Consider the following 26,884-nt stretch of genomic DNA (forward strand, 5'->3'; position numbering starts at 1 on the left):
CATTTTGGCCCGCTACTTACCTACTTTCATCGCCGTCCACCGATTTCCTACAACAAGCGACAGACGCGCTGATATCAACTTTGCGGAACCAGCGGAAAAACACTTATTCATCCACCGACGTATCCACGTTTCTGCACATCAATCCACTTGTCTATTTTCGACAGCGCCCCTCTTTTGTGAGATAGCGCACACCGGCTGAAATGGTTTTTTGCCAACGCCAATCCGGCTGCCCTTGTGCCATATGCCTTTAGGGGCATTAGACACTATATCTAGTGGTTATCCAGGCGACACGCTACTAAAAGTTGGGGTTCAGTTTGGAACTACATCCATGTAGTCTGGTCACTTGAAAGCTTACAAAACATCAATTCGGAGGCTACGATGACCGTTACCGTTTTCACCAAACCACGCTGCCCACAGTGCGAGGCGACCAAGCGTCAGCTGAACCGCGCGAACATCGCGTTTGAAACCGTGGACCTGACCGAAAACCCCTCCACCCTCGAACAGCTCACGCAGGCCGGCTTCCGCCAGGCACCCGTCGTCATTACGCCCGACGCCTCCTGGAGCGGCTACCGCCCGGATCTCATCAAGCAGCTCGCAACCAGCGCCGTCGAGACTTCCGCCGACGCCAAGACAGCGCAGACCGTTCTCGCCTAGTCGGAACGATGAACCAGACAATCCCAACCAACCAGATGGATATTGGAAAGAAGGCGACGATGGCGGACGCGAGTATCGATGACGCCACCATTGCACGCGTTAAATCCGGCGCACAAAGCGGAAGCACAACGACCGCTCAAAGTGCCGCAGGCAATGACGCGGCCAGCCCACACGTCGAATCCGGCGCACAACGCGCGAACACGACAGCCAACCAAAACGCAGCAGACAGCACGACCGATGCAGCCGATTCCGCCACAGCCTCTAAGCCTTACGACGACGAATGCATTACGCCGAGCGTCCCTGAGGCCAAAGCCAAGGGCGATCACATCGGTGCCGTGGTCTATTTCTCATCGGTTTCGAACAACACCGCACGCTTCATCGAAAGCTGCGGATTCCCCGACGAGGGCATCAATGTCTACCGCATCCCGCTGCGTCCAAAAGAGACGCCGCTGCAAGTGCGCGAACCGTACGTCCTCATCGTGCCGACTTACGGCGGCGGCAATATCCAGAAAGCACTGCTGCCGCAAATCCGCAAGTTTTTGAACGGACATAAGAACCGCAGCTTCATTCGCGGAGTCATTTCCTCGGGCAACAGGAATTTCGCCACGGCCTTCTGCGCCGCCGGCGACATCATCTCCAAGAAATGCCATGTTCCGTTCATGTACAATTTCGAACTCTTGGGCACGCCGGACGACCAACGCCAGGTGCGCGAAGGCGTCCGCGACTTCTTCCTCGACGCGAAGAAGGAATAGGACACGCAAGGGCGGTAATAGGACGCAGCGTCGTTGAAGTTTTCTGCCACTTGGCATTGGGCGACACGCATTTATGCGAAGCAAATCGGGCAAGTGGGTGTCTTTGCGAGTTAGCTGCCTTTAAAACTCGCCCGCTGAAAAATTTCAAAATTTTATATTTATTGACCAACCGACGCCGCAGCTTTGGCCGCGACACCTAGGAGAACAACACAAATGGCTCTCAACGACACAGCGCTGAGCATGGACAACACCGTCGAAGACACCGGTTTCGACCCGGAGCACGACTACCACTCACTCAACGCGATGCTCAATCTCTACGACGAGGACGGCAAGATCCAGTTCGATAAGGACAAGGAGGCCGAGCGCGCGTATATCAACACCCACGTTGCCGAGAACACCAAGAAGTTCGGCTCCACCGCCGAACGTCTAAAGTATCTGATCGACAATCTGTATTACGACGGTAAGGTCTTCGAGCAGTACACCCCCGAATTCCTGGACTCGTTCTACAAGCACGTCGAGGACTTCGGCTTTGAGTTCGAGACCTTCCTTGGCGCCTTCAAGTTCTACCGTTCCTACGCGCTGAAGACCTTCGACGGCAAGCAGTACCTCGAGGACTTCCCGCAGCGTTGCGCCGCCGTGGCACTTGAGCTGGCCGCCGGCGACGAAAAGCTCGCCGTCAAGTACGTCGACGAAATCCTTTCCGGGCGCTTCCAGCCCGCCACCCCGACCTTCCTCAATCTGGGCAAGGCGCAGCGCGGCGAGCCCGTCTCCTGCTTCCTCGTGCGCATCGAGGACAACATGGAGTCCATCGCCCGCGGCATCAACTCCGCCCTCCAGCTCTCCAAGCGCGGCGGCGGCGTGGCGCTGCTCCTGACCAACCTGCGCGAGCAGGGCGCCCCGATCAAGCACATCGAGCACCAGTCCAGCGGCGTTGTGCCGGTGATGAAGTTGCTCGAGGATTCCTTCTCCTACGCCAATCAGCTCGGCGCACGTCAAGGCGCGGGTGCCGTCTACTTGAACGCGCACCACCCCGACATCCTGCGCTTCCTCGACACCAAGCGCGAGAACGCCGACGAGAAGACGCGAATCAAGTCGCTGTCGCTCGGCGTCGTGATCCCCGACATCACCTTCGAGCTCGCCAAGCGCAAGGAGAAGATGGCCCTCTTCTCCCCCTACGACGTCGAGCGCGTCTACGGCAAGCCGTTCGCAGATATTTCGGTGACCGAAAAGTACGATGAGATGCTTCACGACGACCGCATCCACAAGACCTACATCGACGCCCGCGAGTTCTTCATGACCTTGGGCGAGGTGCAGTTCGAATCCGGATACCCCTACATCCTCTTCGAGGACACCGTCAACCGCGCCAACCCGATCGACGGCCGCGTCACGATGTCGAACCTCTGCTCCGAGATTCTGCAGGTTCAGGAAGCGTCCACCTACAACGACGACCTGAGCTACAAGCACGTCGGCAAGGACATCTCCTGCAACTTGGGATCCCTGAACATCGCGAAGGCGATGGACGGCGGCTTGGCCGACCCGGTGGAGATCGCGATTCGCGCCCTGACTTCTGTCTCCGAGCAGACCCACATCGATTCCGTGCCGTCCATCAAGCGCGGCAACGAAGAGGGCCACTCCATCGGCTTGGGCCAGATGAACCTGCACGGCTTCCTCGCCCGCGAGCATATGTATTACGGTTCGGAAGAGGCGCTGGACTTCACCGACATGTACTTCATGACCGTGGCCTACCACGCCTACAAAGCCTCGCACAAGCTGGCCGTCGAGCGCGGCCACGCCTTTGCGACCTTCGACAAGTCCGATTACGCCAAGCCGGCCGGCCAAGGCAACTACTTCGACAAGTACACCGATGGCCGCCGCTCGCTCGACCCGAAGACCCAGACCGTGAAGGACCTCTTCGAGCGCTTCGGCATCCACATCCCCACCGTCTCCGATTGGGAGACGCTGCGTGACGAGATCCTGAAGGACGGCATCTACAACGAGTACCTGCAAGCCGTGCCGCCGACCGGTTCGATCTCCTACATCAACCACTCCACCTCCTCGATCCACCCGATCGCCTCGAAGATCGAGATCCGCAAGGAAGGCAAGGTCGGCCGCGTCTACTATCCGGCGCCGTACATGACCAACGACAACCTCGACTACTTCCAAGACGCCTACGAAATCGGCTGGAAGAAGATCGTGGACACCTACGCCGAGGCCACCCAGCACGTCGACCAGGGCCTTTCGCTGACCCTCTTCTTCCCCGCCGGCGTCACCACGCGCGAGCTCAACAAGGCGCAGATCTACGCTTGGCGCAAGGGCATCAAGACCCTCTACTACATCCGCATCCGCCAGCAGGCGCTCGAGGGCACCGAGGTCGAGGGCTGCGTCAGCTGCATGCTCTAAAACTGCGCTCACATTAACCCGCGGTTACCAAAAGATAGTGTACGTATTCCCATCTTTCTTTCGGTAACCACGGGTTAGCGTGAGCCCCAATCGCAAAGACCACAAATCTTTCCTCTCAAAAACGATTATTATTGAGCTCCGATATCAAGTCTGAGGCTCAACGCTTTCTACCCTTAAACGGCCATATTCCAACCATTCGACATGGAATATGGCCGCAATTTTTGTCCTGAACCCAAACGATATGTCTGGAACTTCGAATAATCTGAGAAATGTATTTAGACAAAGGAGTTTGAATGACCAACAACACGTATGATTTCAACGGAAAAGTCGTTATCGTTACCGGCGGCGGCACCGGCATCGGACGGGCCGTCACACAAGGTTTTCTCGACAACGGCGCGACCGTGGTGGCTGTAGGGCTACGGCAAGGACCTCTTGACGAGACGGTGAACGGCTACGACAAAGGCCACACTCACATCACCGACGTTTCCGACCACGCGCAGGTCAAGGGACTCGTACAATCGGTCGTCGCCGAATTTGGTCATCTCGACGTGGTTGTCTCCAATGCCGGCATCTTCGAGGGCGGCGAAATCGAACATGTCTCCGACGAGATGTGGCGCAAGCTCTTCTCAGTCAACCTCGACGGCTTGTTCTATCTGACCAAGGAAGCCTTGCCTTATCTGATCGAATCGCACGGCAACATCGTGGTCAACACCTCAGTTTCCGGCCTGTACGGCGACTGGGGGCAGACGGCCTACAATTCCACCAAACACGCCATGAACGGCTTCGTGCGCTGCGTGGCCCTCGACTACGGCGCAAAGGGTGTGCGCATCAACGCATTCGCACCAAGTTTCATCGAAACCGACATCAACCAGGAAGTGTGGAGCGATCCCGAACGCATGGCGCCCTATACGCAGCGCGTCGCGCTGGAACGCACCGGCAGACCCGATGATTGCGTGGGGATTACACTGTTCCTGGCCTCCGACGACGCCGCATATCTGACCGGTTTGGTGGTCCCCGTCGATGGCGGCACCACGGCAGCGACCGGACAAGGACGCAATTCCTACGAAAACGACACCCGGTCTGCGCTTTAGAACGCTGGGAATGCTCGCGTTCGGCTAATCCTTCGGCGCCGTCTCGAAAAGATCAGGACCTCGATTCGTGACGGCGCGGCCTTTAAGATAGACCTCTGGACACGGTGGATCTTTCTGCAGGCACACCGATGAGGCGTTCGGTTGGTTTCGGGCATTGCACTTGTGGAGGTCTTTCTGTGGGCGTACCGGTGAACGGGAACCGGTATCCTTTAAACAGCATTGGCACATTCACATCCGAAGGAATTTTCATGACTTTCACCCCGCTTAATTGGAATCTCGTCGGTACGGACGCCGACACGGATCGCGATGCCTTCAACACCATGAGCGCGAACCTGTGGACGCCGGAACAGGTTTCGCTCGCCGATGACGCCGAGGACATGCGCGGGCTGAGCGAGACCGAACGGCTTGCGCTTGTCCGCATTTTCGCGGGGCTGTCCAGCGTCGAGTCCTTGCAGGCAGGCAGCGCGACCAGCGCCTTGAGCGCCGATGCCGGCCAGGATGAAACTGGTACACGCCAAGCGGTACTGACCGCTATCGCATTCGGCGAATCAATACACACCAAGGCCTATTCGACGCTTATCGCCGAACTTGGCAAGAATGCCGGTAAAACAGGCGGCGCACACAACACTGACGCCGGCAGTTACGCAAGTTCAATCGATTCCGCAACTGCAGACGACACCAAAAATGCCAATGATGCCGCTCAGTCCCCGTTCACATGGGTACAGCAGAACGAATCAATGCAGGAAAAACTAAGACTGCTCAATGACGCATATGCCACTGCCATCAATGGCGCGGCCGCAGCTACCAATCGGGATAAAAATCCGGGTCCAAACCCAGATGCAACTGCTGATTCGGCAAACATTTCGTTGCCTACAGAGATTGCCGCACCAAACGCTTTGGCCTCAGATTCCGCCAACGGCAATGGCGACGATTCTGCCGCCAGCCGTGTCCCCGACCTCGGAACCCTCAAGCGGCTTGCGACGGCGGTGCTTGCAGAAGCGCTGGTCGTTCAGTCCGGCTTCTATCTGCCAATGTGGCTTTCGAGCCACGGGACACTGACGAAATCTGCCGACATCATCCGTCTGATCAATCGTGATATCGTCACTTCCAGCTCATACCTTGGCGCTGTATACCAACGCAAGCTTGACCCCCTCAATGACACCGCCCGCGAAACCATGCGCCAGTACACTTATGACCTTGCGAACAACCTGTATTTCTCCGAGGAAGATTACAGCTACACGTTGCCATATGCCGATCTGAGTCTTGAAGACGACACGGAAAAGTTCCTAAGCCATAACGCCAACAAAGCGCTCTCCTACTTGGGCTATCCGACCTTGTTCCCCGCTGAGATCAGCCAGCCGAACCCGGCCGTCATCGATGAACTCAACGATATGGAATCACTGACGGACACGATCAAGTCCGGTGGCCTGTTCAGCGCCGGCGCGGGCTTTGCGTCGACCAATTCCGCGAGCGCAGCCGGGGCTCCGACTTCCACGACCTCAACCGACACAACCGCCGACAACAAGGCCGAAGAAACCAGCGACGACGACTGGGATTTCTAAACCTTGGCACAAGCATGCAAAAGCTTGTTACAGTAGAGCTCGCCACGGCAAAACTATTCGACTTTCATAGTATAAATTAAAAGTAATACAATAGGCAGAACCGGAAACAAACCACCTTCACCCACGGCCGGACCACTGGGGGTTGATGCTCATGGTCTGGAAGCGTTGCTTCATCACGGCGTTGCCGAAATGCTCGCCGAAGAATCGGGCGACCGGCGAGGTCTGCGGCAGGCCGGCGACGCGTCCGTACCAGCAATCAAGCGCCATCAGGGTGACGACGATATCGATAAGCATCAGCACCAGCGCAACGGCGGTCAGGGCGTAACGCCACTTCCACGGGATGAGATTGATGAATTTGAGAATGCGGGGAAGCAGCTCACGCAGCCAGATCAGGCCGGCCAATCCCCAGAAAACCATGTATTTGCCGCTGGTTCGCCCGCCGAAAAGCGGCAGCCAGTCATTTGAATAATTCCAGGCGATGACGCCGAAAGCAACCTGCATGAACCAGCTGACGAACGCTTCGAACGTTCCACCGATAATCGCGCTGGCGAAAAAAATCAGGACGGCGTTGGCGTGCCAAAGCCGGTTCAGACACATCGTCAGTACCACGACCCCGAACCCGTAAATCGGCGAGAACGGGCCCCAGATCAACCCCGCGCGGTCCTGCCATTCGTTGAAGAAGATGAGATGATAGATTTCCTCGACGATGAGCCCACCGACGCAGCCGACCACAAAAAGCCAGAACACGTTGAAAACATTGAGCTCAACGTAGCCTTTGCCGCTCGGGTCACGGCCGAGCATGCCCGCGCCTTTCGCCTCGATGTATTCATCGTGCTCGTCCATCCGTTTGAGCTTGCGCTGCACGGCGCGTTCGCCGATCAATGCTGGATCGAGCGCAATGGCGAGCGCTACCAAGATGGCGACCTGAATCACGGAAAGCCCCACGCCGAGGCCGATACCTTGCAGCGCCAGCGACAACATGCCCTGAACAAATGTCACAGCCATCATCACATACGCCCATCGCGCCGCGTGCCTGCGCATATCGCGCAGCAACATGACGCCAAATACAATCAAAGCGACGGCATTGGCAAACGAAACAACCGCCTGGGCGCAGGTAAGTATAAACGTCAGGTCGAGCGGGTCAGCGTGAAGCCGGCCGGTAACAAATTTCCGGACGCCTTCGAAAATCTCATAGCCGACATACGGTACGCCGACCAGACCGACCAGCAGCACCAAAACGCCATAGATCCGGCCGATCAAGGTCAGGTGCTGCGACGCATGGTTCGCAAGGTTTCGCGAGGCGTCACCGACACCTTCTGCGGCTTTCGTGGCCGAATGAACGACGGCATCCGCAGCGGTGCTGGCCGCCTTGCCCAGGGCGTTCGCCGAAGTTTGCGCCGAGTCTCGCAACATCTTCGAAGCGCTCGATTCCTTTGAATTTTCGTTATCGGGAGCAGTCCCCATAGTCCACTCCCCTTACCCGGATGACGTCTTCCTGCAATTCCTACAAGGCTACCAAGCGTGGTGGTCGTGTCCAAATTCGGCTTTTTAAGGGTTCATAAAAATTCATCGACTTATTGTCCTTTGTCTTATAAAACCGGTACGTTGAAATCAGATATATTGGCCATATATCACACCAAGGATGGCGTGACGTCATCGCGCATAATCAAAAACCGCGATTTTCGCAATCGCACGCTACGCGAACAACCAGAAGACAAGAAAAAAAATGACCAACTATCAGAAAAAATCAATAAATAAACGAAACATAACAGCCGTTGCAATCGCCGCCGCAATCGGGCTCGCCCTCGCACCGCAAACCGCGGTGGCCGCGGAACATCGTCCATACGACGCCGAGCAGACGCCGGCGTCCCGGGCCTACTGCACACCGGGCAAACGCCCGTTCGGAACCGACGCTTACTGGGAGATAAGTTCGGACTGCTCCGAATTGCATCTCGGAAGCAAATATGAGCGGGTGGGTACCTTGCCAAACACCCGACCTTGGTACACCATAAGATACTCGGTCAAGCGGGTAACGGTGGATTCGCCCGTCAAGGCCCACGTCGACTCGTCCAAGATGTTCTTCGACATGCCGTATCTGACCAGCATCGATCTGACCGGTTTGGACACGAGTGACGCGACCAATATGAACCAGATGTTCTATAAGAACCCATCGCTGGGAAGCATCACCCTCGGCGACAAATTCGACACCGGCAACGTAACCGATATGAGCTATATGTTTGCCTCGAATTCCACGCTCAAAACCCTTGATCTGGAACAAAAATTCGACACATCGAACGTCACCAACATGAACCACATGTTCGGCGGGATGAAAAGCGTGATGTCAATCAACATGGGGTCCTCGTTCTCCACGCAGAACGTGTTCACCATGAATTCCATGTTCCAAGGCGACGAGGCGCTGAGGAGACTCGACCTTTCCGGCTTCGACACCCGCAAAATCAACGCAAACGAGCGAATGGACAATATGTTCGAAGGGTGCACCAATCTGCGCTTCGTCCGCGTCGGAGCCAATGCGGCATTCAAGGATGAGGCCAACGCACCTTCTGCCAGCTGGAAAAGTCAGGACGATAATTGGACAGGTGATCCCGCGCTCGGCTTCGGACAGGATTCGCCCAATGCAACGTGGTACGGCAAGCCTGAGGTTTCGGTGAAGTTCAACGCCAACGGAGCGCAAGGTGCCGCCCCGGCCACCTTGACCCGCGACGCCTGGCCCGGCGCCCCCGCCAAATTCGAGATGCCCGGACCGGGCGAAATGACCAAGAAAGACCACACTTTGGCAGGTTGGGCGCATAACGAGGACGCTTCAGAACCGCACTATCAGAGCGGTTCCATACTCACGCTGGACAATGACGGCGATAGCACCGATGACACCACCATGCACGCGATTTGGCAACGTACAGGCAGCGAAGGCGGAGCGGCACCGGGCGAAGGCGAAACGGCGCCAGACGGAAGCGAAACAGGGGCCGATGGAAGTGAAACGGGAACCGGCGCCGACGGGACGGAGACCGGCGAGAGCGAGACAGCACCCGGCGAAGGGGAGACAGGCCAAGGTGGCGATGAAGGCGAATCAACTGGCGAAGGCGATTCGGAAACACCTGGCGGCGAAACCGAGCCGACTGACGAGGCCACGGGAACCGGAGGAAACGAGACCACATCCGAAGAAACCGGTGCAGAATCGACAGGAAACGGAACCGATACATCCGCCGACAACGCGGAATCAGGCGCCAATCCGACAGCGCCTACGCAACCCGGCCACAAGCCAATCCATACGAATCCTGCTCATACCGGCCAGACCACGGCCGGAACTGAAGACGTTGCGCTGCATAGCCCAACTCACACACCGGCGCTCCTAGAGAAACCCGGAACGATAACGACAGCTTCCGATCGGCAGCTAACGGACAATACGACCGAATCGCAGCAGGGGCATGACCAGCAGCAAGGCGAGCTCGCGCGCACCGGCTCGTCGGTTTTCACCCTCGCCATTACGGCAATCACCATGGCGCTTATCGGTTTGGCTATATCCTTACGCCAATCCTCAACCCACCGCCGATCAATCTGAATCAATCGAGATAACCTACCGCAACTCTGATAATCAGACACACTATGGCGGGAACAAAGGCAACAACGGCGTTCCCGCCATACTTACGCCAGACGCATTACACTGCCGACGCAATGCTCCACTTTTGCCAATCAGACAAATATATTCGCTTTGGACTAAAAGATTCAGGGCACCCAATATGGTGATACATCGTCAGTGGCAGTGAGCACAAGCGGGAACCCGACGGGCCGGTCGGACGTTTTTGATTCCATCCGACACAACAACCCTTAAAGGAGTCCACTATGAGCAACGTAATGGCCATCGTGCGGCGCGATATCGTGCGCCTGTTGCGCGTACCGGCAGCGTGGGTCGTCCTATTCGGGATCATTTTCATTCCACCGCTTTACGCGTGGTTCAATATCGCCGGTTTCTGGAACCCTTATGGCAACACCAGCGGCATCGAAGTAGTTGTGGTCAACAACGACCGTGGCACCGATTCTCAGGCCATCGGCAAAATGGACATGGGCGATCAGATCATCAAACAGCTCAAGGACAACGACAAGTTGGGCTGGAAATTCGCCGACAAGCCTGAGGCCATGCAGCGCGTCGAATCCGGAAAAAGCTACGCCGCCATCATCATCCCCAAGGATTTCAGCGATCGGGTGGCCGGCGTCATCGAAGGACGCAGTGCACGCCCGACGCTTGAATATTACGTCAACGAAAAAGCGAACGCTCTGGCCAGCCGCATGACCGACACCGGCGCTTCGACCGTCGACAGCCAGGTCAACGAGACCTTCGTTTCCACGGTGAGCAAGGTCGTTTCCGGCATCGTCAATAAGACCGATGCCGACATCAGCGCCAAAGCCGACACCACCACGGCCAACACTCTTGCCGATCTCGACAAGGTACAACGCTCCGTCACCGATATCCGCGGCAATATCGCCGATCTCACCACCACGTTGAACGGTGTTCCCAGCAAGACCAAAGCCACCCGCGACACGCTCAACAAAACGCAAAAGGCCGGCACACAGGCATCCAAACAATTGAACGACGCTTCAACGGCAATTACGAACGCACAAAACACTCTCAACGACTTCACCAACAACGCCGGCGGCACACTCGACCAAAGCTCGAACCTGCTTTCACAGGCGAGTTCACAGTCCAACGTCGCCATCAATTCCATCGCGGCAGGACTGACCAAAGCCAACGGCGACGAGGGTTCGGCGCTTTCCACAGCCCAGCAGATCAACACGGACACCGGCAGCCTCATCAATCAATTGGAAGCAGCCGGCGTGCCCGGCAGCGCAGATGCCATCGCCAAACTGAAGGCACAGAACGCAAGCCTCGCCGATTCCATCAAAACCATTGCCGACCTCAATACCAATCTCGGCGCGACGACGACCAGCACCGTTTCAGCGGCCAACGGCATCAACACTTCCACACAATCAGCGCTCGGCAATGCCGCGAGCGCCCGGAAAACCATCACTGCCGGTGCCCTGCCGCAGCTTAACAACGGCTTGAACGGCTTTTCGTCTCTCGCCGCGACGTCCTCGGCCAACCTCGCCTCGCAAGGCTCGCTGATTGCACAATCCACACTTGTGCTGAACCAGCTTGATCAGGCCGCAACCACTGCCGCCAAAACCCTCGTCGGCACCGACAAAGGTCTGGCAAGCCTGCAAACCCACCTTTCAACGCTCACCACCGACATCGCCGCCCTTTCCAGTTCCTCCGCGCTTGGCAGCTCGGAAATCCTTGCGAAATCCATTGGCGGCGACGGCAAGCTCGACGCCGCCAAAATCGCGGATTTCATGCTCTCACCCACCGTCCTCGACACGAAAGTGGTCTATCCGGTGAGCACCTACGGCTCCGGCATGGCACCGCTGTTCACGAACCTGACGTTGTGGGTCGGCGCGTTCATGCTGGTCGTGCTGATGAAATTGGAAGTGGATGACGAGGGGTTGGAAAACGAACCGACACCGGGCCAGCGCTATTGGGGCCGGTGGATTCTCTTCGCGCTGATCGCCTCGCTTCAGGCCATCGTCACTGTGCTCGGCGAGCTGGTCATCGGCGTGCAATGTCACAATGTGCCTGTTTTCATCATTACCGCAATGCTGGCCTCGATGGTCTACGTCAGCATCACCTACGCGCTGTCGACCTCGTTCATGCATGTCGGCAAGGCGTTGTGCGTGGCGCTGGTCATCATCCAGATTCCGGGCTCTTCGGGCATGTACCCCATCGAAATGATGCCGAAGTTCTTCCGTGACATGTACCCCTACTTCCCGTTCACCTACTCGATCAACGCGCTACGCGAGACCATTGCAGGCTTCTACCACGCGGATTGGTTCGTCAACATGGGCAAGCTCATGATTTTCGCGGTTCTGTTCTTCATTCTGGGGCTTGCGGTCAAGCCGCACATGGGCAACCTGCAGCGTCTTGTCGACCGCCAACTCAAAGCAAGCGACATCATCACCAGCGAGCCCGCACTGCACAAGGTGCGCGAATATCCGATTTCGCAGGCTTTGAGCATGCTTGCAAACAAAGAGGAATACCGTTCCGGTATCGAGGGACGTGCGAGGAAATTCGCTTTGCTTTACCCGAAGCTCATGCGCGGTGCGCTGGCTTTCGGCATCGCCGTTCCGGCGGCCATGGCCATCACCTTCTCACTGACCACCGGCACCAAGGTCATCGCGTTGGCGGCGTGGGTCATCTGGTTCCTTGTCATGATTGTCTTCCTGGTCGGCGTCGAATCCATTCGCGACAGCCTCGCCCGACAGGTGCGTCTCGGCAATCTTGACGACGATGCCGTACGCGCGTTGCTATACGAACGTCAACGGCCACACAGGAAGCCTGAAACCAAAACACTTTTGAATAATGCAGAGGGAGGTGACCGGCAATGAGAACGATCTGGAGGCTTTTCACCGGTGACGTCCGGCGCATCACCAGCAACATCATTTCGATCATCATCCTCATGGGGCTGGTCGTCATCCCTGCGCTGTTCACGTGGTTCAATGTCACCGCGAGCTGGGACCCGTTCGGCAACACCAAGAACCTCAAATTCGCTGTGGCAAGCGTTGACGAGGGCTATTCCAGCGATCTCATGCCGATAAAAACGAAACTGGGCGACCAGGTCATCGGTCAGCTGCGTGCCAACAGCCAGCTCGACTGGACTTTCACCACCAAAGACAAAGCAATCGAAGGCACAAAGGCGGGAACCTACTACGCGGCAGTCATCATTCCTAAGGATTTCAGCCGCAACATGATGACCTTCTTTTCCTCCGATTCCAAGCACGCCACGCTTGAGTATTACACCAATGAAAAGAAGAACGCCGTCGCGCCAAAGGTCACCGGACAGGGCGCCGACCAGATCTCCAAAGAGGTCAACGAGACGTTCGCGCGCACCATCACCAGCACCGCGCTGAGCGTGGCAAGCGGACTTTCCAGGCAGCTCGATTCCTCCGACGCACGCGATCGCCTGACCACGTTCAACGGCAACGTCAATGACCTCGCCAGTCAGCTCAACGATTCCGCGACCAACGTCGAGGCTTATGCCAGCCTTATCGACGTGTCACAGACCTTGCTTTCCAGTTCCACGGCACTGCTCAACAACGCCTCGAACGATACCGGCAAATCGATTAAACAGCTCGACAAGGCGGGCGGCAGCGTCAAAGACGTCTCCGGAGCACTCGATATCGCAACCTCGACGCTTTCACAGGCGCTGAATGCCAGCAGCACTGGCAATGCGGCCATTGGCGCCGACATCGGCAACGCCTTCGACAGCGCCGGAAAATCTTCAGCCGACGTTTCGGCGATGCTGCGTAAACAGGCGGGACTTATCGGCGATCAGGCGGCACAATACCAGAAAATCCGAGATACGTTGGCCGGGTTGCCCCTACCCCCAACCGAGGCACTTGCCTCGCTTGACGGTATCATCACGCGCCAAAAGGCACTGCAAACCGCACTGAGCGGCTCGGCCAACGACCTCGACACGAAAACCGGAAACGCGGCGCAGCAACGCGAGCAAATCGTAAGCCTTGCCAACCAATCGAAAACGGCAATCGACGGGCTCAACGCCAATCTTTCCACGACACTGAAGCCGCAGATAGCCGACACCACCACGTCACTTTCCTCGGTTTCCGCAACACTCAGCGCAGGAGCCACCGACCTCAACAACAGCGTGAGCACGCTCAATAACACCGCCGACCAAGCCAGCAACAAACTCAAGCAGGCACGGACGACCCTCAGCGATACCTCCGCCACGCTTTCGAAAGCCAGCGGCAGATTGGCCACCTTCAGTCAGCAACTGACCGACGCGCTTGACAGCGGTGACATGTCCAAAGTCAGGAAACTGCTTTCCGGCGACCCCGACAAACTCGCCGTCACCCTCGCCGCCCCTGTCGCGCTCAAACGCAACGCCGTATTCCCCGTTGAGAATTTCGGCACCTCACTGACCCCGTTCTACACCTTCATTCCGCTTTGGGTCGGCTCGCTGCTGATCGCTCTGACTCTCAAAACCAGCGTTTCACGTGAAACACAACGCGAGCTGGGAGAAGCCGGTTCTGGATGGGGATGGCTGCGTCGCCGTAAACGCCAGCGCCAACGGAATCACCAACCTGCGAACACGTCCGAAATAACTAATTCCGTCTCGGCAGCGAGAGGGCTTACTCCGCACAGCACAGACACACCCGTTCTCAATACTCCAGTTGCTGCCAATAGCGAGATTACGCAACGCATAGATACTGTCAATGCCAACACCAATGCTCATACTCGCATGGAATCAATGGCGACGGACGATGAACCCATCTCCATCGATGACGGCGGCCACAGATTCAACGAGCCCAAACCTTATCAGCTCTTTCTTGGCCGTTTTGGCATCTTCGCCTTCATCTCATTGTTGCAAAGTACATTCTCTTGTGCCGGCACACTGCTTTTCCTGCGCGTCCACGCCGTCCACCCGATGCTCTTTATGCTTGCGGGCTGGGTTTCGGGGTTGGTCTATGTGTTTGTCATCTACACGCTTGTGGCCTGCTTCGGAACCATCGGCAAGGCGCTGACGGTCATCGTTCTTGTTATGCAGATTTCCGGCTCTTCCGGCACTTATCCGCTGCAGGTGCTTCCGAAATTCGTCCAGGTCATCAACCCGTTCCTGCCGGCCACCCATTCGATCCAAGCCGCCCGCGCCGCCATCGCCGGCATCTACCAGAACGATTTCTGGATCCAGATGGGCATCGTCCTGATCTACGCCGCCGTGATGCTCGTCATCGGCCTGATCATGCCGAAACCCTCGAAATTCAACACCTGGTTCTCCGGCCAAATGGAACGTACCAAGCTGATCTAAGCTAGCCAGTCCAAGCCGAACGGACCGCCAACCTGGGTATTTGTATTTAAGGCTTCGGCAAAACCGCTAACAAGATTCCAACGGGCAAAATCGAACCAATCCAAATTCCTCCGTCATCCCCTGACCTTGGCGGCTTTGGTCGGGTTGGCGAACGAAATCGGGGCATCGCCCTGCTGGGCGCCTTCGACTTGTGCGCCGGTGGAGGCCGGCTTGCCGCCAGCCGCCTCGTAAGACTCACGCGCTTTTTCGTCGTTCCACTGCTCACCGACCAGCACGCCGTGGTTCAGCATGATCTCGCGCTGCGCGCACGAGGCGACCAGCGCGTCATGCGTCACCACGACGATGGTCGTACCCTGCTCATGCAGCTCGCGGAAGAGATCAAGCACGATCTTCTCGTTCTTCTCATCCAAATTGCCAGTCGGTTCGTCGGCCAGAATCAGCTTGGGGTGATTGATGAGCGCGCGGGCAATGCACACACGCTGCTGCTCACCGCCGGAAAGCTCACTCGGCAGGTGCTTCGCACGGTCTTTCAAACCCACGTGGTCAAGCGCCTCAAGCGCTTCCTTTTCGTCGACCACCGAATGGTAATACTGCGCGACCATCACATTCTCGACAGCGGTCAGATGCGGCACGAGATAGAACTTCTGAAAGACCAGGCCGATGACGTTCTTGCGCACATCGGCCAGCTGGGTGGCGTTCAGGTCGCTGAGCTCACGCCCCTCAAGCGTTACCGAACCCTTCGAGGGCGAGTCCATGCATCCGATGATGTTCATCAGCGTGGTCTTGCCGGAACCGGACGAGCCGACGACCGCAAGCCATTGCCCCGCCGGCACCGTCAGGCTGAGGTCGTCCACCGCGTGAAGGTCGCCGTAGATCTTCGAAATATGATCAAGTTCGAGCAGCATAGCCACTCCTTTCAATAATTTCTTGCACTTTTACGTTTATTGGCGAAGGACTTTCATCACTCCTCCTGCAGCACCACGGCCGGGTCAATCCGCACCGCATTGCGCACCGGCGAAAGCGACGCAAGCACAGCGACCAACATGCTCACCAATACGGAAGCGAGCGCCAACGGCCAATTGAGCGAAAGCCGCTGCCCGAAGACGGAAGCACTCAGCACGCGAGCCAGCAAGTAGCCAATGGCCGTACCCAGCAACCCGCCAATCAAGCCGTAGAGTGCGGCTTCCACGGTAAATTCCACCGCAATGTCACGCGAGGAGGCTCCAAGCGCTTTGCGCAAACCGATTTCGCTGCGTCGCTGCGAGACGATGGACGAAATCGTGGTTCCGACGCCGACAAGCGTCAGCACGAGCACAACCACGGTGACGATCCAGAAAAGCGTTTGCAACATCGTAATGATACGGACATTGGACGAGGTGATTTTCGTGACCTTCTGCGCCTTCGCGTTGAGTGAGGCTTTCTTGTTGACACTGGTTACGAGGCTGTTCAGCCCCGCATCGGTCGCGTCGACGGAGAATTCGACCACGTCCGCCCCGCGTTCGAAACCGGTGAGCTTGTCGACATCCAGGTTGTTGGCATAGACCATATCGTCCTCGCTGCCGCCGGTGTCGACGATGCCATCCACCCGGAATTCCATTCCGCCCGCGTTGGGAGCCGTCGGTTTCCATTCCACGAGTTCAACCGAACCGGAAGACGTGGCGGACATTTTCATGCCCTTCATGTTGGCCATGTCATGTCCCGAAGAAGTACCACTTGAGGCCCCAGAGGATTGATCCGTTTCTCCGGTTCCGCCAGTAGTTGCAGCCATGCTTTTGCCGGGACTGTATTTGATGGTGATGGTTGAGCCAATTTTTGCATCAAGTTTGGTGGCTGCGTCGCGTCCGAGCATCACCCCGCCGTCCGACGGCCACTTGCCCTCAACGTTCCAGTGATGATTGAGCGCCTTCACATCATGCGGATCGATGCCCGCTACCACAAACGGCAACGAGTTGATACGCGTGTTTTCGTACCGATACGTGGCCGAACGTTCGGAACCAGCATTTTTGACCGTCGCGTTCAGTGCCGTGACGGTTTTCTGGTCGAACCCGGAATCCGCAACGTTTCCACTTGCCGTTCCATTCATTTGATTGGTCGAGTTCGCGCCATACGAGGCACCAGAATCACTGGAACCTTCAATCGCTTTCCCAGCCACAGTCCGCTGAGTCGGCGTAATGATGAGATTGGCACCATAAGCCCGCATCTCCTCGTTCATCTGCTGCGGCACCGCCACGCAGATGGCGGCAAGGCAAAACAGCGTCGCCGCGCCCACCAAGGACGCAACCACGGCCATCATCGCCCGCGAGCGCCGCCGAAATACCGCACTGAACAGCATGCGGAAAAACATCTGTCGATTAGTCATTGAATGTTTACCTTCCATGCAGCACCTCCGCCGGACGCAGGTGCAGAATCGAACGAATCGAGGAGAACGAGGCGATCAGAATGGTCAAGGCCAGCAAGACAAACACCAATACAAACACCATCGGCCGCATCACTACTCCCGATCCAAACACGACATGCCCAATGACTTGCGCGAGCAATGAGCCAAGCCCGGCACCGACCAATCCGCCGATAAGCGAGATGACCGCCGTCTCGGTGAGCATCAACCTCGAAACCGCACCATCCGTAGCCCCTATGGCCTTGAGCAGCGCCAGTTCCGAGCCACGCTCACCAATCGAGGACGCCATCAGGTTGGCCACGGCGATGGCCGCCGCAATCAGACTCAGCGCGGTCATCAGTATCATCACAGCCTGCGTTTTGTGCAGTACATCGCCTTGTAGCGCCGCCACCTGCCGCACCTGCTTGGCCACGGCCCCCGGCATGACTTCCTCGATCTGGTACGCTATCGAAGACGGATAGGCCGTGCAATACCAGGTCTCCCACTCCTCCTGGCTCAGCGCCGCCGGATCCTTCTCGGCCTTGCGCGCCAAATCGTTTTCGGGGGTCGTCAGCGCCTTGACCTCGATCTTGTCGACAGAATCCGGCAGGTCGGCGAGCCGCTGCGCCGACCACGAAGGAATGTAGATGCCATTGGCATCGTTGTCACCAGAATCGAAAATCCCGACAATCCGCACGCGCTGGCTACGATGTTGCCCGTCAGAGGCGACCTTGGAAACCGTGACGGTCTGTCCGATCTTGGTATGCGTAGCGTTCGCCAGATCCTTGCCCATCATGCCCTGCGCGATGCCATCAGCACTCTCGGAATTTACTTTATTCTCGCCATTCTGAGCATTGCCGGAATCGGTATTGGCCGCTTGCTTTCCGTCGTTAACACCCATGTTCATATTCATGGTGCTTCCGGATTGCCCGTTGTTATCTTGACTATTCGCGTTAACGGTTTTATTGCCATCCGCCGCAACAACCTTACCGGTTCCCGCGGCCCCGGCTCCGTCCTTGGCCCAGGCCCCGTCGACCTTCCACCACGAACGCATGCCCTTAACCCCGGCAACCACGCTCTCGCCGGTGGCCAACGGGATTTTCTTGTTGAACCACGTCCCCGTCACCGGCACACTGCGCCCGTCAATCGTCGCGTTCACGTTGAGTTCCGGCGCGAAATCGGTGATATTGAACGCCCAGAACGTCGTCTTGATGCTGGGCACGTCCGATTCTTTGAGGAACGAGGTCGGGTCCGCGGCTTGCGCACCATTGCCCGCGTCGGCAGTATTGTACAAGTCCGATACCACCGCGTCAGCCTTGGGTTTGACCACGATATTCGAACCATAAGTAGACAGTTCGGTATTGAGCTTGTCGCCTACATCGAAGACGACGCCGAGCATCGCCACACAGATCGTGGCGGACAGGCACACAGTCACCGCAATCAGCAATCGCCGCTTGAGCTGCCGCGAAAACGAGCGGAACACCATTCGTAACAGGAACATTGCTAGCCTCTATTCCTTATTCCTTGAAATGTGACGACAGCGCGTCGAGGTCAGAAGTGTGGATAGTGATCTTGCCATGCGACGCCTCGAACGGGAACGGTATCGGGTTGCATCCACCTTTGAAGCCGATAGTCGCCACGTTCATCTCCACACCGCAGCGCTTGCAGATGATCTTGCCGTCCTTTTCGTAATAGCCGGCATCGCCACATGTCATACATGCGTCGAGTCCAACACCGTAAGAACCGCCATTCTTCTTGATGATGATGAAGCGCATCACCGTACCGTCCTTGGCTTTGTATTGGAAGCGGTGCAGGTGACCGTCATCCACCTTGCTGAAGGCGATGGTCGCGATGCCGTTGTGCTGCGAATACCCTTCCGGCGGCGAAAGCGTGGGCTGCTCGTGGACTTTGGCGACTCCTGCGGTCAGCGCAAACGTAACCACAATCATGGCAATCAGGCTCCATGCGCCGGCCGCCTTCGCACGACGTCGGAACGCTTTGTGATCACGGACCACAGCGTCGTTGGCACCGGACAGCGGCGTACGGAACCCGGCGGCGATGGAAGCGATAACGGGAATAATAAAGACCAGCACCGAGGCAATGACCAGTTTCATGTCATTGTTCGCCGCAACAATCAGCGCGCTGAATGCCGTCCCGTCGAATTCGACAATCATCATCGACATCAACAGCGAGCAAAGCTGCGTCAAATGCCGAACCAGCAAAATGAACAGCATCAGCATCGACGCCGCGAGGAAACTGCCACGCACCGCCGTGGTGCGCATGGTACGGAAAATGGCCGCCACCACGACGGCCGTGGCAATGCCCAGCGCAAAACCGAGCGCGCGCAACAGCATTTTGGAGGTGAAGACGGATTCGCCGGTTTCCACAAAGCTGGTCAGCTGCATGAACACGTCCTGTGAAGCGAAGAACGTGGTCAGAGCAATACCGACGGCCGAAATCGCATTGGCGATATGCAGCCGAATCGGATGCTGGTGCCAGTCGCGCACGAGCCCTTTCGAACAGGCCATAATCACGAGCATCAGCACATCGCACACCACGCAGCCAATAAGCACCGGCAGATTGACTCCAGAGCGCCGATCGACGATGACCAGCACGCGCAGCACCGTAAAGACCAGTGCCGCCCCAACGCCGACAAGCAGCCCATAGAGCCGCCACTGCCGGCTGACCGGTCTATCGCGCCCTTCGCCGACGCCAAGCAGCACGCTCAGCGTCATCACCAGCAGCGCCGGCGCCACCATCCCCGGCAGCGCCCCCACAAATTCCTCGAGCATTTCTCGAATCCTTATCCTTGCCAATCATCACAATTTGGCAGTTTGCTTCTCACCATCAAGAAACCGACTGGCGCAGTTGTCTGGGAATATGCTTGCTTCGACACCCTTACCGGCTGAGCCGTTAAGCGAAAAGTCCAGTGGACTTTTCGTAGGCTCAGTGAGCGCGATTCTCGAGCGCGAAGGCAAAATCCCTCGATTTTGCTTAGGCCAAGCTTTACGTCTCAGCAAGCATATTCCCAGACAACTGCTCAACAAACGAATCATTAGCATTACCGAATAGCCAAATGAGATGGCGATACGGAATAAACGTAAACTACTAAATCTTCTCAAACTAAGCGTTACGTAAGTTAAAAAACATCCGCAACCAAGCAAAAACTATTTTTATCCGCTCCAGTCGCTTTGCATCATGGTGAACATTCCTGAAGTGAGTTATATCCGTTGAGTGGCGGAGGAGGGGGACATGCTTGCTGAGGAGTAAAGCTTGGCCTACCGGCCTTGAGGGTTCCGAAGCAAGTATGTTCCCCTCCTCCGCCACGTCAGTTATTTCTCAATTTATTCGGGAAATCATCCGCCATTAATGACGTCCCTAGCGGGACGACATTTCTGTTTTCGGTCGCGCTCGAGCATCGCGCTCCTGAAAGCTACGCACAGCCCACAGGGCTATGCGCTTAACGCTTTCACCACTGATGCACGACGTAGTTCCAATCGAACGTGGCCACGATCGGCTTCGTCCAGAAGCGGCCTTTGACGCCGGTGTCCGGGTCGACGTGCAGCGTCCAACCGTTGGTTTCAGGGCTGTAGATCGTGTAGGTGAGCTTGTACTGCCCGGCCTTGTCGAGCTTGATGTTGGCGCCATAGTGTGGGCCGTCGTCGGCATTCATCTCCATGAACGTGCCATCCTGCTTGTTGTTCGGGTCGTTCTTGTCCTGAATCTGGTACTTGACGGTGAGCTTCGGAATGAAGTCGCCGGTGCCGTAGCCGAGGTTGTTGTCCTTGAGCGCGTGGATATCAGCCTCGAGGTGAAGATTCGATTCGGCCGCGGAAAGCCCCATCCCTTGCGGATACATATCAACCGGCTGGAAGTAGACGGTCGCAATGTTGAGCGGGAAAATCTGCTGGTCGTGCCCGATCGGGATTTCCTCGAACTTTGCCCCGTTGCTGTTGGCCTTCTTCTGCGCGTTCTGCGAGGACGACGAGCTGGACTTGCCCTTGTCGCCGGAAGCGGAACTCGAGCTGTTCGATCCGCATGCGGCAAGCGAGAACGCGAGCGCACCCGCGACCACAGCGGCCAACAGGCCAGTCAATTTGCTTTTCTTCATTGTTTTCTCCTGTTTATTTTGAAACATTTATTACTACGTTTAATTTGTCTGCCTATCGGATTTCAGCCGGTGCGTATCCCGCAAAACGCTTGCTCCCCGAGAACCGAGACAAGAAACTTCTAAGCGGGCGTTTCAATCAAGTCAGCGGCTCCGGTCACAGCCATGGCATTCCCATGACGCTTATGTGCAACAGCAATCAAGCACGGAACAGCGCACACCTGAACAACAATCATCTTGGTCTTCATCGCGTCACCGCTTCCTCGGAACTTGCAGCTTCCAAAGCCTTCATCTCTTTTTCGCGATGTTTGCGAATACCGAAGATGACGAACAATGCGATGATCACCACGGCTGCGATAATCTGCGCGACGATGGTTTGCGTATACGGGTAAAGCCCGAGCCATTCGTTGGTCGGCATACTCGCCAGATACGTTCCGTTGATGGCGTCACCCTCAATCAGCGAGTGCACACCACCACCGGCAAACGTAACGGCGAGAATCGCCAACAGCACCGAAGTGATGAGGAAGAACGGATGCAACGGGATATGGACGGAAGTGAAGCGGATCAACACAAAGACGACGACCAGTACCGCCGCGGCCGCCAAGCCACCGATCCACATGCCCTTCGAATCCTTCGTCATCGAATAGACGCTCTGATAAAACATCACGGTTTCGGCACCTTCGCGGAACACGGCCAGGAAGCTCAGCATCGCCAGTGACACCACGCCTGCGAACGTCAGTGAATCGGCGGAGGTCACATCGGAAACGGCCTTTTTCGCTTTGTCTCCGATATAGCTTTGCCACGCATCAGCATCGGATTTCGATAGCATCCAATTACTGGTATAGATGAGCATGCACATCGCGATAAGCGCGACCACGCCTTCCATGTTCTCCTGTTGCGGCCCGTTGCCGTCGAAGAACACCGCGAAAAGCACCGCCATCAGCCCGGAGCCGATCAGGCCGACGACCACGCCGAGGTAAATCCACTTTACGAGTTTCTTGTTGTCGCTTTTGATCATGTACGCGATGATGGCCGCAACCACCAGCAGTGCCTCAAGACCCTCACGCACCAGGATCAGGAACGATTGGCCAATGGAGCTGGTTGCGAATTTCGTGACACCGTTGACCTGGTCCACAGCCCCGCCATCAAGCTTCTTTGCATCGATGTTGAGATTGGCTTTGAGCTCATCAGCCTGCTTCTTGATGCCGGCGGGCGCATCCCCGCGCACCATGGCCTTGCGCAGCTCCTTGAAGCTGCTTTCCATAAAGGAGACGCGCGAACCGGAAATCGCGTTCATCACGTTCTTTTCGAATCCAAGCTTTTCGTAGTACTGGTAATAGGCAACGTTCACCTTGTCGGCACCCTTTTCGCCGTCCCCCGCTTTCGCCGCGGCGACACCTTGATCGATGACCTTGCCCATCTGGCCGGCCACCTGAAGCCAAGTCCGGTTCCCCAAGCCGACGAACTTGGTCTTCTTGTTCTTCTGCAGCACCTTGCGCTGTTCCTTGATCGTCTGCTCGATCTGGGCTGCGTAGGCCTTCGGCTTGGCGAGGTTCGGGCTGGCATCGAGCTGCGTGGCGGCAGTGTTGAGTTCATTGGAAAGCGCGGCGATCTGTGCGGCCAAATCGGCATCGTGCCCATCGGTATACGTCAGTTGCTGCACCGATTGGAACTGGCTCATCTCGTTCTGTTGGCGATCGACACCCAAAGTCTCCTGCACGGCCCGGCTGAAATCGGAAGCCGTGTATCTGGTCGACACCGCGCTCATCTGTGAGGCGGCCGTGGGCCTGTCTCCCGAAACGTATGTGCCATTGACCTGTGCGAGCCCCTTGCCAAGGTCCTTGGCCACCCCGCTCCAAGTGTCGTCTTCCGCGGTAACGCTGTCCGCCGCAGGCCGCACCGAATAGCCTTGATCTCCACCCAATCTATCGGTTTGCAGCCCACCGGTCTCTGTCATCGAAGCGCCAAGTTGCGATTGATTTTCAGCCGCCGTCGTACGATCGGCAGCTATGACTACATCCGAAACAGGCGCGACTTGCGAAACAGAATCCGTTAGGATTGAAACGTTGCCTAACTGCTTGTCTGCTTTCACCGAATTTTGAGTCGGTGATTGCTTCCCTGCTTGATACTTAGCACTGAAGGATAAATTAACTTCTGGATTTCGAGAGCTTGATGATTGCCCATTGGCCTCGGCTTGCCCAAGAGAAGGAACCAAACTGCTCGCGTCTACCGCACGAGAAGACTCTCGACCCGCAGCAATTGCAGGTGCCTGCGGGACCAACAGTGATGCAATCATTGCCAACACCGCCAGCAGTGGCAACAGCGCCACGCATTTGGCCAGCCTCGTTTTCGCTCGCATTGGCATCGGCACTCCGCTTCACTCTTTTCCACGACAGTGTTGTGCCGCGGTCTTTGAAAAGCGTAAAGGAAAAATTATCAGAAAAAAAGACTTGTTTTTCAAATTTTTTTATGGTAGGAACGTTGAAATTTCAAACTTTTGTGACATTTCATCTAATTCTTGCAACAATACCTGTTGGCCGAAAATTCCAAATAAACAGAAATCGAATTTGACAAATTAGGTTTGTATCGTAAACTACTTTATGGTTGCAACAGTTGATCGATAATCCAGTTTCTTGAAAGGCACCAGCAATGCTAGAAAACAGACCTTCAGACGGTGAGCAAATCTCGAATCCAGCCGACGCGCTGAATATTGTGAAAACACAACGAAAACGAACGAATCTGGCCAGGAATCAAGGATCTTATATCCATTTTGGCATTTGGGGAGCCGCTTGGCTCATCGGCTATTCAGCCCTTGCCTTGGGAACCACTCCTTTAAATGGCAACGACATTACTATCAGCGTCTGGTCGTTTCCAATTTTCGCCATCGTGTTGGTATTGGCTTTCGTGGCTTCCTGGCTTCTGAATGTGCGAAACGCATCAGGTATTCGCTCCGAAGATCCGATGTTCCATTATTTCAAACAAATGGGGAAATTGGCCGGTTGGTCATATCCTCTTGCATTTATCTTCAGCATGTGCGGTCTTGCTATATTCGCGGACAAATACGGTCCCGGAAACACTGAGATGTCGGTACTCTACAACTTCGTGGTGCCACTGATACTCGGACTCATCTACTGGTTGCAAGGTGCCATGTACAACGACCGTACACTATCAATCACCGGCGTGTGGATGATGGCACTGAGCTGGAGCACCATTCTGGCAGGAATCCCTGTAGGATATTGGATTATGGCCTTGCTTGGCGGCGGCGGACTACTGGTAGCTTTCCTTGTGGCGCTGATATTCGCTCATCATCGAGCAGCCGCTGCCGTCGCCGATTTAGATCAGGAGCAGGATGTATGAGTGAGCAACTCAATCCCGTCATCCATGCCCCTTCCCGTCTGCGGATCATGACCACACTGACCAGTTTGGATGACGACGAATCGTTGTCATTTTCGAAACTCAAGCAGCTTCTGAATATGACCAATGGCAACCTTTCGGTTCACTTGACCAAGCTGGAGGAAGCCGGTTACGTTTCCATCGACAAGACCTTCGAAGGCAGGAAGCCAGCCACTTACGTTTCCGTGACCTCAGCGGGCCGAGACGCGTTCGCAACGTATCTGCACGATCTGCAGGTTTTGTTGAAACCGGCCACAGGTGAATCGGCACCTGAAAAGAAATAGAATCACAATCGATATGCCAAGTTATATTCGTTTCATAGACAAGCGAATATAACTTGGCATTCCTTGAATAGGAAGTCGGAAATGGCACATATCAGCGACGAGATGATCGATCCCGAACTACGAAGCACCGGGAGGATAATCCGACGCGTTTTGCCATACTTCACGCCTTCATCAATTCGCTGGGCGAATCGTGCAACGCGGCTGTTGAACGGTGTCAACTACACGCATTTGCGTTATGAGCAGCGGCATTTACGCAGGCCGGACGGCACCAGCCTCCGTATCTGCATTTACCGGCCAAAGCCTAATCCTTCCGACAAAACCACCAACGCAAATTTATTCTTTGGTTCGGTGCCCGGCATCCTATGGATTCACGGTGGAGGATTCGCCCTTGAATCCCCGGAACTTGAGGCTTTTTATTTTGAAAAGATAGTGGACGCCACCAATGCCGTTCTCGTCGCTCCTGATTACCGCAAATCCACCGAGGCACCGTACCCTGCGGCCCTCGAAGATTGCTATTGGACACTGCTGTGGCTGAAAGACCACGCCAAACAGTTGGGCGTGTGTTCAGACCAACTAATCGTCGCAGGAGCCAGCGCGGGCGGCAATCTAACGGCCGCCGTCAGTCTTTTGGCACGGGACCGGAAAGACGTGAATATCGCGTTTCAGGTGCCGATCTGCCCGATGCTGGACGATCGAGACACGGTAAGCTCGTGCGACAACGATGCCCCAGTCTGGAATACTGCTTCAAATCGTCTGTGCTGGAATATGTATCTAAGAAAGCGCAGAACCACTGGTAATATACCGGCGTATGCCGCTCCAGCCAGGGCTCAAGATCTAAGCGGACTGCCGCCGACGCTGAGCTATGTCGGCGATATCGAGCCGTTCCACGATGAAACAGTCACCTACATGGATCGTCTGGCCGCAGCCGGCGCGGAGACAAGATTCCGTGTCTTCCCAGGCGCGTTCCACGTCTTCGACGCGTTGGTGCCCCATGCCAAGGTTTCTGAAGACGCGACTCAATTCTTACAAGATGGCTTCGAATACGGCATCAAAAATTTCTTAGCCTCTCAAAGTTGAAGTTACAGAATTCATGCGAAAATCGGCATGTGCTGAGGGAACGGAATTCAGGATCTTAGGGGCCGGGTGCGTCCCCGGTCCGGGTCCGGCGGTGTTGCTCCGGTGTGTGGTGTGGTGTCCGGGGTGTCCGGCTTGATCCGGGTCCGGTGTTTGTGTTGTGGTGGCTGAAGCTGTTTCATGCCGCCGTCATCGTGCCTTAAGGTGCTCGGCATGGGTCCTGGGGCCCCGGGGTCCGGGCGGTCCGTGGGGGTCCGGCCGGGGTTCCGGGCATGCGGGAGGGGGAGGCGCCTTGCGGCGT

General features: G+C 56.4%; 18 protein-coding genes. 11 read left to right on the forward strand and 7 right to left on the reverse strand.

Translation table 11 applies throughout. The features are described from left to right. The first annotated feature begins 378 nt into the window (after window positions 1-378). From nrdH to PT275_RS06970, 5 genes are all read left to right on the forward strand, one after another. The gene (nrdH, locus tag PT275_RS06950) at window positions 379-654 is read left to right on the forward strand and encodes a glutaredoxin-like protein NrdH (protein WP_277153567.1); all 276 of its coding nucleotides are present in this window, start codon (window positions 379-381) and stop codon (window positions 652-654) included. A gap of 284 nt (window positions 655-938) precedes the next feature. Continuing rightward, on the forward strand, window positions 939-1,406 hold the full coding sequence (gene nrdI / locus PT275_RS06955) for a class Ib ribonucleoside-diphosphate reductase assembly flavoprotein NrdI (protein ID WP_277153688.1): 468 nt from the start codon (window positions 939-941) through the stop codon (window positions 1,404-1,406). A 240-nt stretch (window positions 1,407-1,646) separates the two neighbouring features. Beyond that, window positions 1,647-3,806 (forward strand): class 1b ribonucleoside-diphosphate reductase subunit alpha, encoded by a 2,160-nt coding sequence (gene nrdE / locus PT275_RS06960; protein WP_277153689.1) that lies wholly within the window; start codon window positions 1,647-1,649, stop codon window positions 3,804-3,806. A 293-nt stretch (window positions 3,807-4,099) separates the two neighbouring features. Beyond that, window positions 4,100-4,897 (forward strand): SDR family oxidoreductase, encoded by a 798-nt coding sequence (locus PT275_RS06965; protein ID WP_277153568.1) that lies wholly within the window; start codon window positions 4,100-4,102, stop codon window positions 4,895-4,897. 248 nt (window positions 4,898-5,145) lie between these two features. Beyond that, window positions 5,146-6,459 carry a ribonucleotide-diphosphate reductase subunit beta gene (locus PT275_RS06970; RefSeq protein WP_277153569.1) on the forward strand — a complete coding sequence of 438 codons (1,314 nt, stop codon included), beginning with the start codon at window positions 5,146-5,148 and terminating at the stop codon, window positions 6,457-6,459. Between the two features lie 117 nt (window positions 6,460-6,576). Here PT275_RS06970 and PT275_RS06975 read toward each other — a convergent pair whose 3' ends face one another. Then, entirely contained in the window at window positions 6,577-7,923 is a 1,347-nt protein-coding gene (locus PT275_RS06975) for a putative ABC transporter permease (RefSeq protein ID WP_277153570.1), read from the reverse strand. Between the two features lie 262 nt (window positions 7,924-8,185). Between PT275_RS06975 and PT275_RS06980 the strand changes: the two genes are divergently transcribed. The 3 genes from PT275_RS06980 (at window position 8,186) to PT275_RS06990 (ending at window position 15,350) form a co-directional block, all read left to right on the forward strand. Beyond that, window positions 8,186-10,036: a BspA family leucine-rich repeat surface protein gene (locus tag PT275_RS06980; RefSeq protein WP_277153571.1), complete on the forward strand. Its 1,851-nt coding sequence runs from the start codon at window positions 8,186-8,188 to the stop codon at window positions 10,034-10,036. Window positions 10,037-10,317: 281 nt separating this feature from the next. After that, window positions 10,318-12,912, forward strand: a complete 2,595-nt coding sequence (locus PT275_RS06985) for a YhgE/Pip domain-containing protein (protein WP_277153572.1) — start codon at window positions 10,318-10,320, stop codon at window positions 12,910-12,912. Then, window positions 12,909-15,350 (forward strand): YhgE/Pip domain-containing protein, encoded by a 2,442-nt coding sequence (locus PT275_RS06990; protein ID WP_277153573.1) that lies wholly within the window; start codon window positions 12,909-12,911, stop codon window positions 15,348-15,350. The genes PT275_RS06985 and PT275_RS06990 overlap by 4 nt, the downstream gene beginning before the upstream one ends. A 113-nt stretch (window positions 15,351-15,463) precedes the next feature. Here the strand turns inward: PT275_RS06990 and PT275_RS06995 are convergent, their stop codons facing one another. The 6 genes from PT275_RS06995 to PT275_RS07020 all read right to left on the reverse strand — a co-directional run bounded on the left by PT275_RS06995 (window position 15,464) and on the right by PT275_RS07020 (window position 23,789). Beyond that, window positions 15,464-16,255, reverse strand: a complete 792-nt coding sequence (locus tag PT275_RS06995; protein ID WP_277153574.1) for an ABC transporter ATP-binding protein — start codon at window positions 16,253-16,255, stop codon at window positions 15,464-15,466. Window positions 16,256-16,311: 56 nt separating this feature from the next. After that, a complete protein-coding gene (locus PT275_RS07000; protein WP_277153576.1) occupies window positions 16,312-17,709 on the reverse strand; it encodes an FtsX-like permease family protein in 1,398 nt (465 codons plus the stop codon). Window positions 17,710-17,716: 7 nt separating this feature from the next. Beyond that, window positions 17,717-19,225 carry an FtsX-like permease family protein gene (locus PT275_RS07005; RefSeq protein WP_277153577.1) on the reverse strand — a complete coding sequence of 503 codons (1,509 nt, stop codon included), beginning with the start codon at window positions 19,223-19,225 and terminating at the stop codon, window positions 17,717-17,719. Between the two features lie 16 nt (window positions 19,226-19,241). Then, on the reverse strand, window positions 19,242-20,516 hold the full coding sequence (locus tag PT275_RS07010) for a Fe-S-containing protein (protein ID WP_277153579.1): 1,275 nt from the start codon (window positions 20,514-20,516) through the stop codon (window positions 19,242-19,244). A 677-nt stretch (window positions 20,517-21,193) separates the two neighbouring features. Next, a complete protein-coding gene (locus tag PT275_RS07015) occupies window positions 21,194-21,835 on the reverse strand; it encodes an iron transporter (protein ID WP_277153580.1) in 642 nt (213 codons plus the stop codon). A 241-nt stretch (window positions 21,836-22,076) separates the two neighbouring features. Next, a complete protein-coding gene (locus tag PT275_RS07020; RefSeq protein WP_277153581.1) occupies window positions 22,077-23,789 on the reverse strand; it encodes an FTR1 family protein in 1,713 nt (570 codons plus the stop codon). A gap of 692 nt (window positions 23,790-24,481) precedes the next feature. On the opposite strand from PT275_RS07020, the gene PT275_RS07025 reads away from it, so the two are divergent. The 3 genes from PT275_RS07025 (at window position 24,482) to PT275_RS07035 (ending at window position 26,586) form a co-directional block, all read left to right on the forward strand. Continuing rightward, window positions 24,482-25,189 (forward strand): hypothetical protein, encoded by a 708-nt coding sequence (locus PT275_RS07025; RefSeq protein ID WP_277153582.1) that lies wholly within the window; start codon window positions 24,482-24,484, stop codon window positions 25,187-25,189. Beyond that, window positions 25,186-25,509: a transcriptional regulator gene (locus PT275_RS07030; protein ID WP_277153583.1), complete on the forward strand. Its 324-nt coding sequence runs from the start codon at window positions 25,186-25,188 to the stop codon at window positions 25,507-25,509. Before PT275_RS07025 ends, PT275_RS07030 begins: the two co-directional genes overlap by 4 nt. An 81-nt stretch (window positions 25,510-25,590) precedes the next feature. Next, window positions 25,591-26,586: an alpha/beta hydrolase gene (locus PT275_RS07035; protein WP_277153584.1), complete on the forward strand. Its 996-nt coding sequence runs from the start codon at window positions 25,591-25,593 to the stop codon at window positions 26,584-26,586. The last annotated feature ends 298 nt before the right edge of the window (window positions 26,587-26,884 follow it).

The organism is Bifidobacterium sp. ESL0745 (assembly GCF_029433335.1).
In the GTDB taxonomy this organism is placed as follows: domain Bacteria; phylum Actinomycetota; class Actinomycetes; order Actinomycetales; family Bifidobacteriaceae; genus Bifidobacterium.

Excerpts from the sequence above, each read along its gene's own strand:
- nrdH (WP_277153567.1), top strand. The coding sequence starts at position 379 with ATGACCGTTACCGTTTTCACCAAACCACGCTGCCCACAGTGCGAGGCG.
- nrdE (WP_277153689.1), top strand. The coding sequence starts at position 1,647 with ATGGACAACACCGTCGAAGACACCGGTTTCGACCCGGAGCACGACTAC.
- PT275_RS06965 (WP_277153568.1), top strand. The coding sequence starts at position 4,100 with ATGACCAACAACACGTATGATTTCAACGGAAAAGTCGTTATCGTTACC.
- PT275_RS06970 (WP_277153569.1), top strand. The coding sequence starts at position 5,146 with ATGACTTTCACCCCGCTTAATTGGAATCTCGTCGGTACGGACGCCGAC.
- PT275_RS06975 (WP_277153570.1), bottom strand. The coding sequence starts at position 7,923 with ATGGGGACTGCTCCCGATAACGAAAATTCAAAGGAATCGAGCGCTTCG.
- PT275_RS06980 (WP_277153571.1), top strand. The coding sequence starts at position 8,186 with ATGACCAACTATCAGAAAAAATCAATAAATAAACGAAACATAACAGCC.
- PT275_RS06985 (WP_277153572.1), top strand. The coding sequence starts at position 10,318 with ATGAGCAACGTAATGGCCATCGTGCGGCGCGATATCGTGCGCCTGTTG.
- PT275_RS06990 (WP_277153573.1), top strand. The coding sequence starts at position 12,909 with ATGAGAACGATCTGGAGGCTTTTCACCGGTGACGTCCGGCGCATCACC.
- PT275_RS06995 (WP_277153574.1), bottom strand. The coding sequence starts at position 16,255 with ATGCTGCTCGAACTTGATCATATTTCGAAGATCTACGGCGACCTTCAC.
- PT275_RS07000 (WP_277153576.1), bottom strand. The coding sequence starts at position 17,709 with ATGACTAATCGACAGATGTTTTTCCGCATGCTGTTCAGTGCGGTATTT.
- PT275_RS07005 (WP_277153577.1), bottom strand. The coding sequence starts at position 19,225 with ATGTTCCTGTTACGAATGGTGTTCCGCTCGTTTTCGCGGCAGCTCAAG.
- PT275_RS07010 (WP_277153579.1), bottom strand. The coding sequence starts at position 20,516 with ATGCTCGAGGAATTTGTGGGGGCGCTGCCGGGGATGGTGGCGCCGGCG.
- PT275_RS07015 (WP_277153580.1), bottom strand. The coding sequence starts at position 21,835 with ATGAAGAAAAGCAAATTGACTGGCCTGTTGGCCGCTGTGGTCGCGGGT.
- PT275_RS07020 (WP_277153581.1), bottom strand. The coding sequence starts at position 23,789 with ATGACAGAGACCGGTGGGCTGCAAACCGATAGATTGGGTGGAGATCAA.
- PT275_RS07025 (WP_277153582.1), top strand. The coding sequence starts at position 24,482 with ATGCTAGAAAACAGACCTTCAGACGGTGAGCAAATCTCGAATCCAGCC.
- PT275_RS07030 (WP_277153583.1), top strand. The coding sequence starts at position 25,186 with ATGAGTGAGCAACTCAATCCCGTCATCCATGCCCCTTCCCGTCTGCGG.
- PT275_RS07035 (WP_277153584.1), top strand. The coding sequence starts at position 25,591 with ATGGCACATATCAGCGACGAGATGATCGATCCCGAACTACGAAGCACC.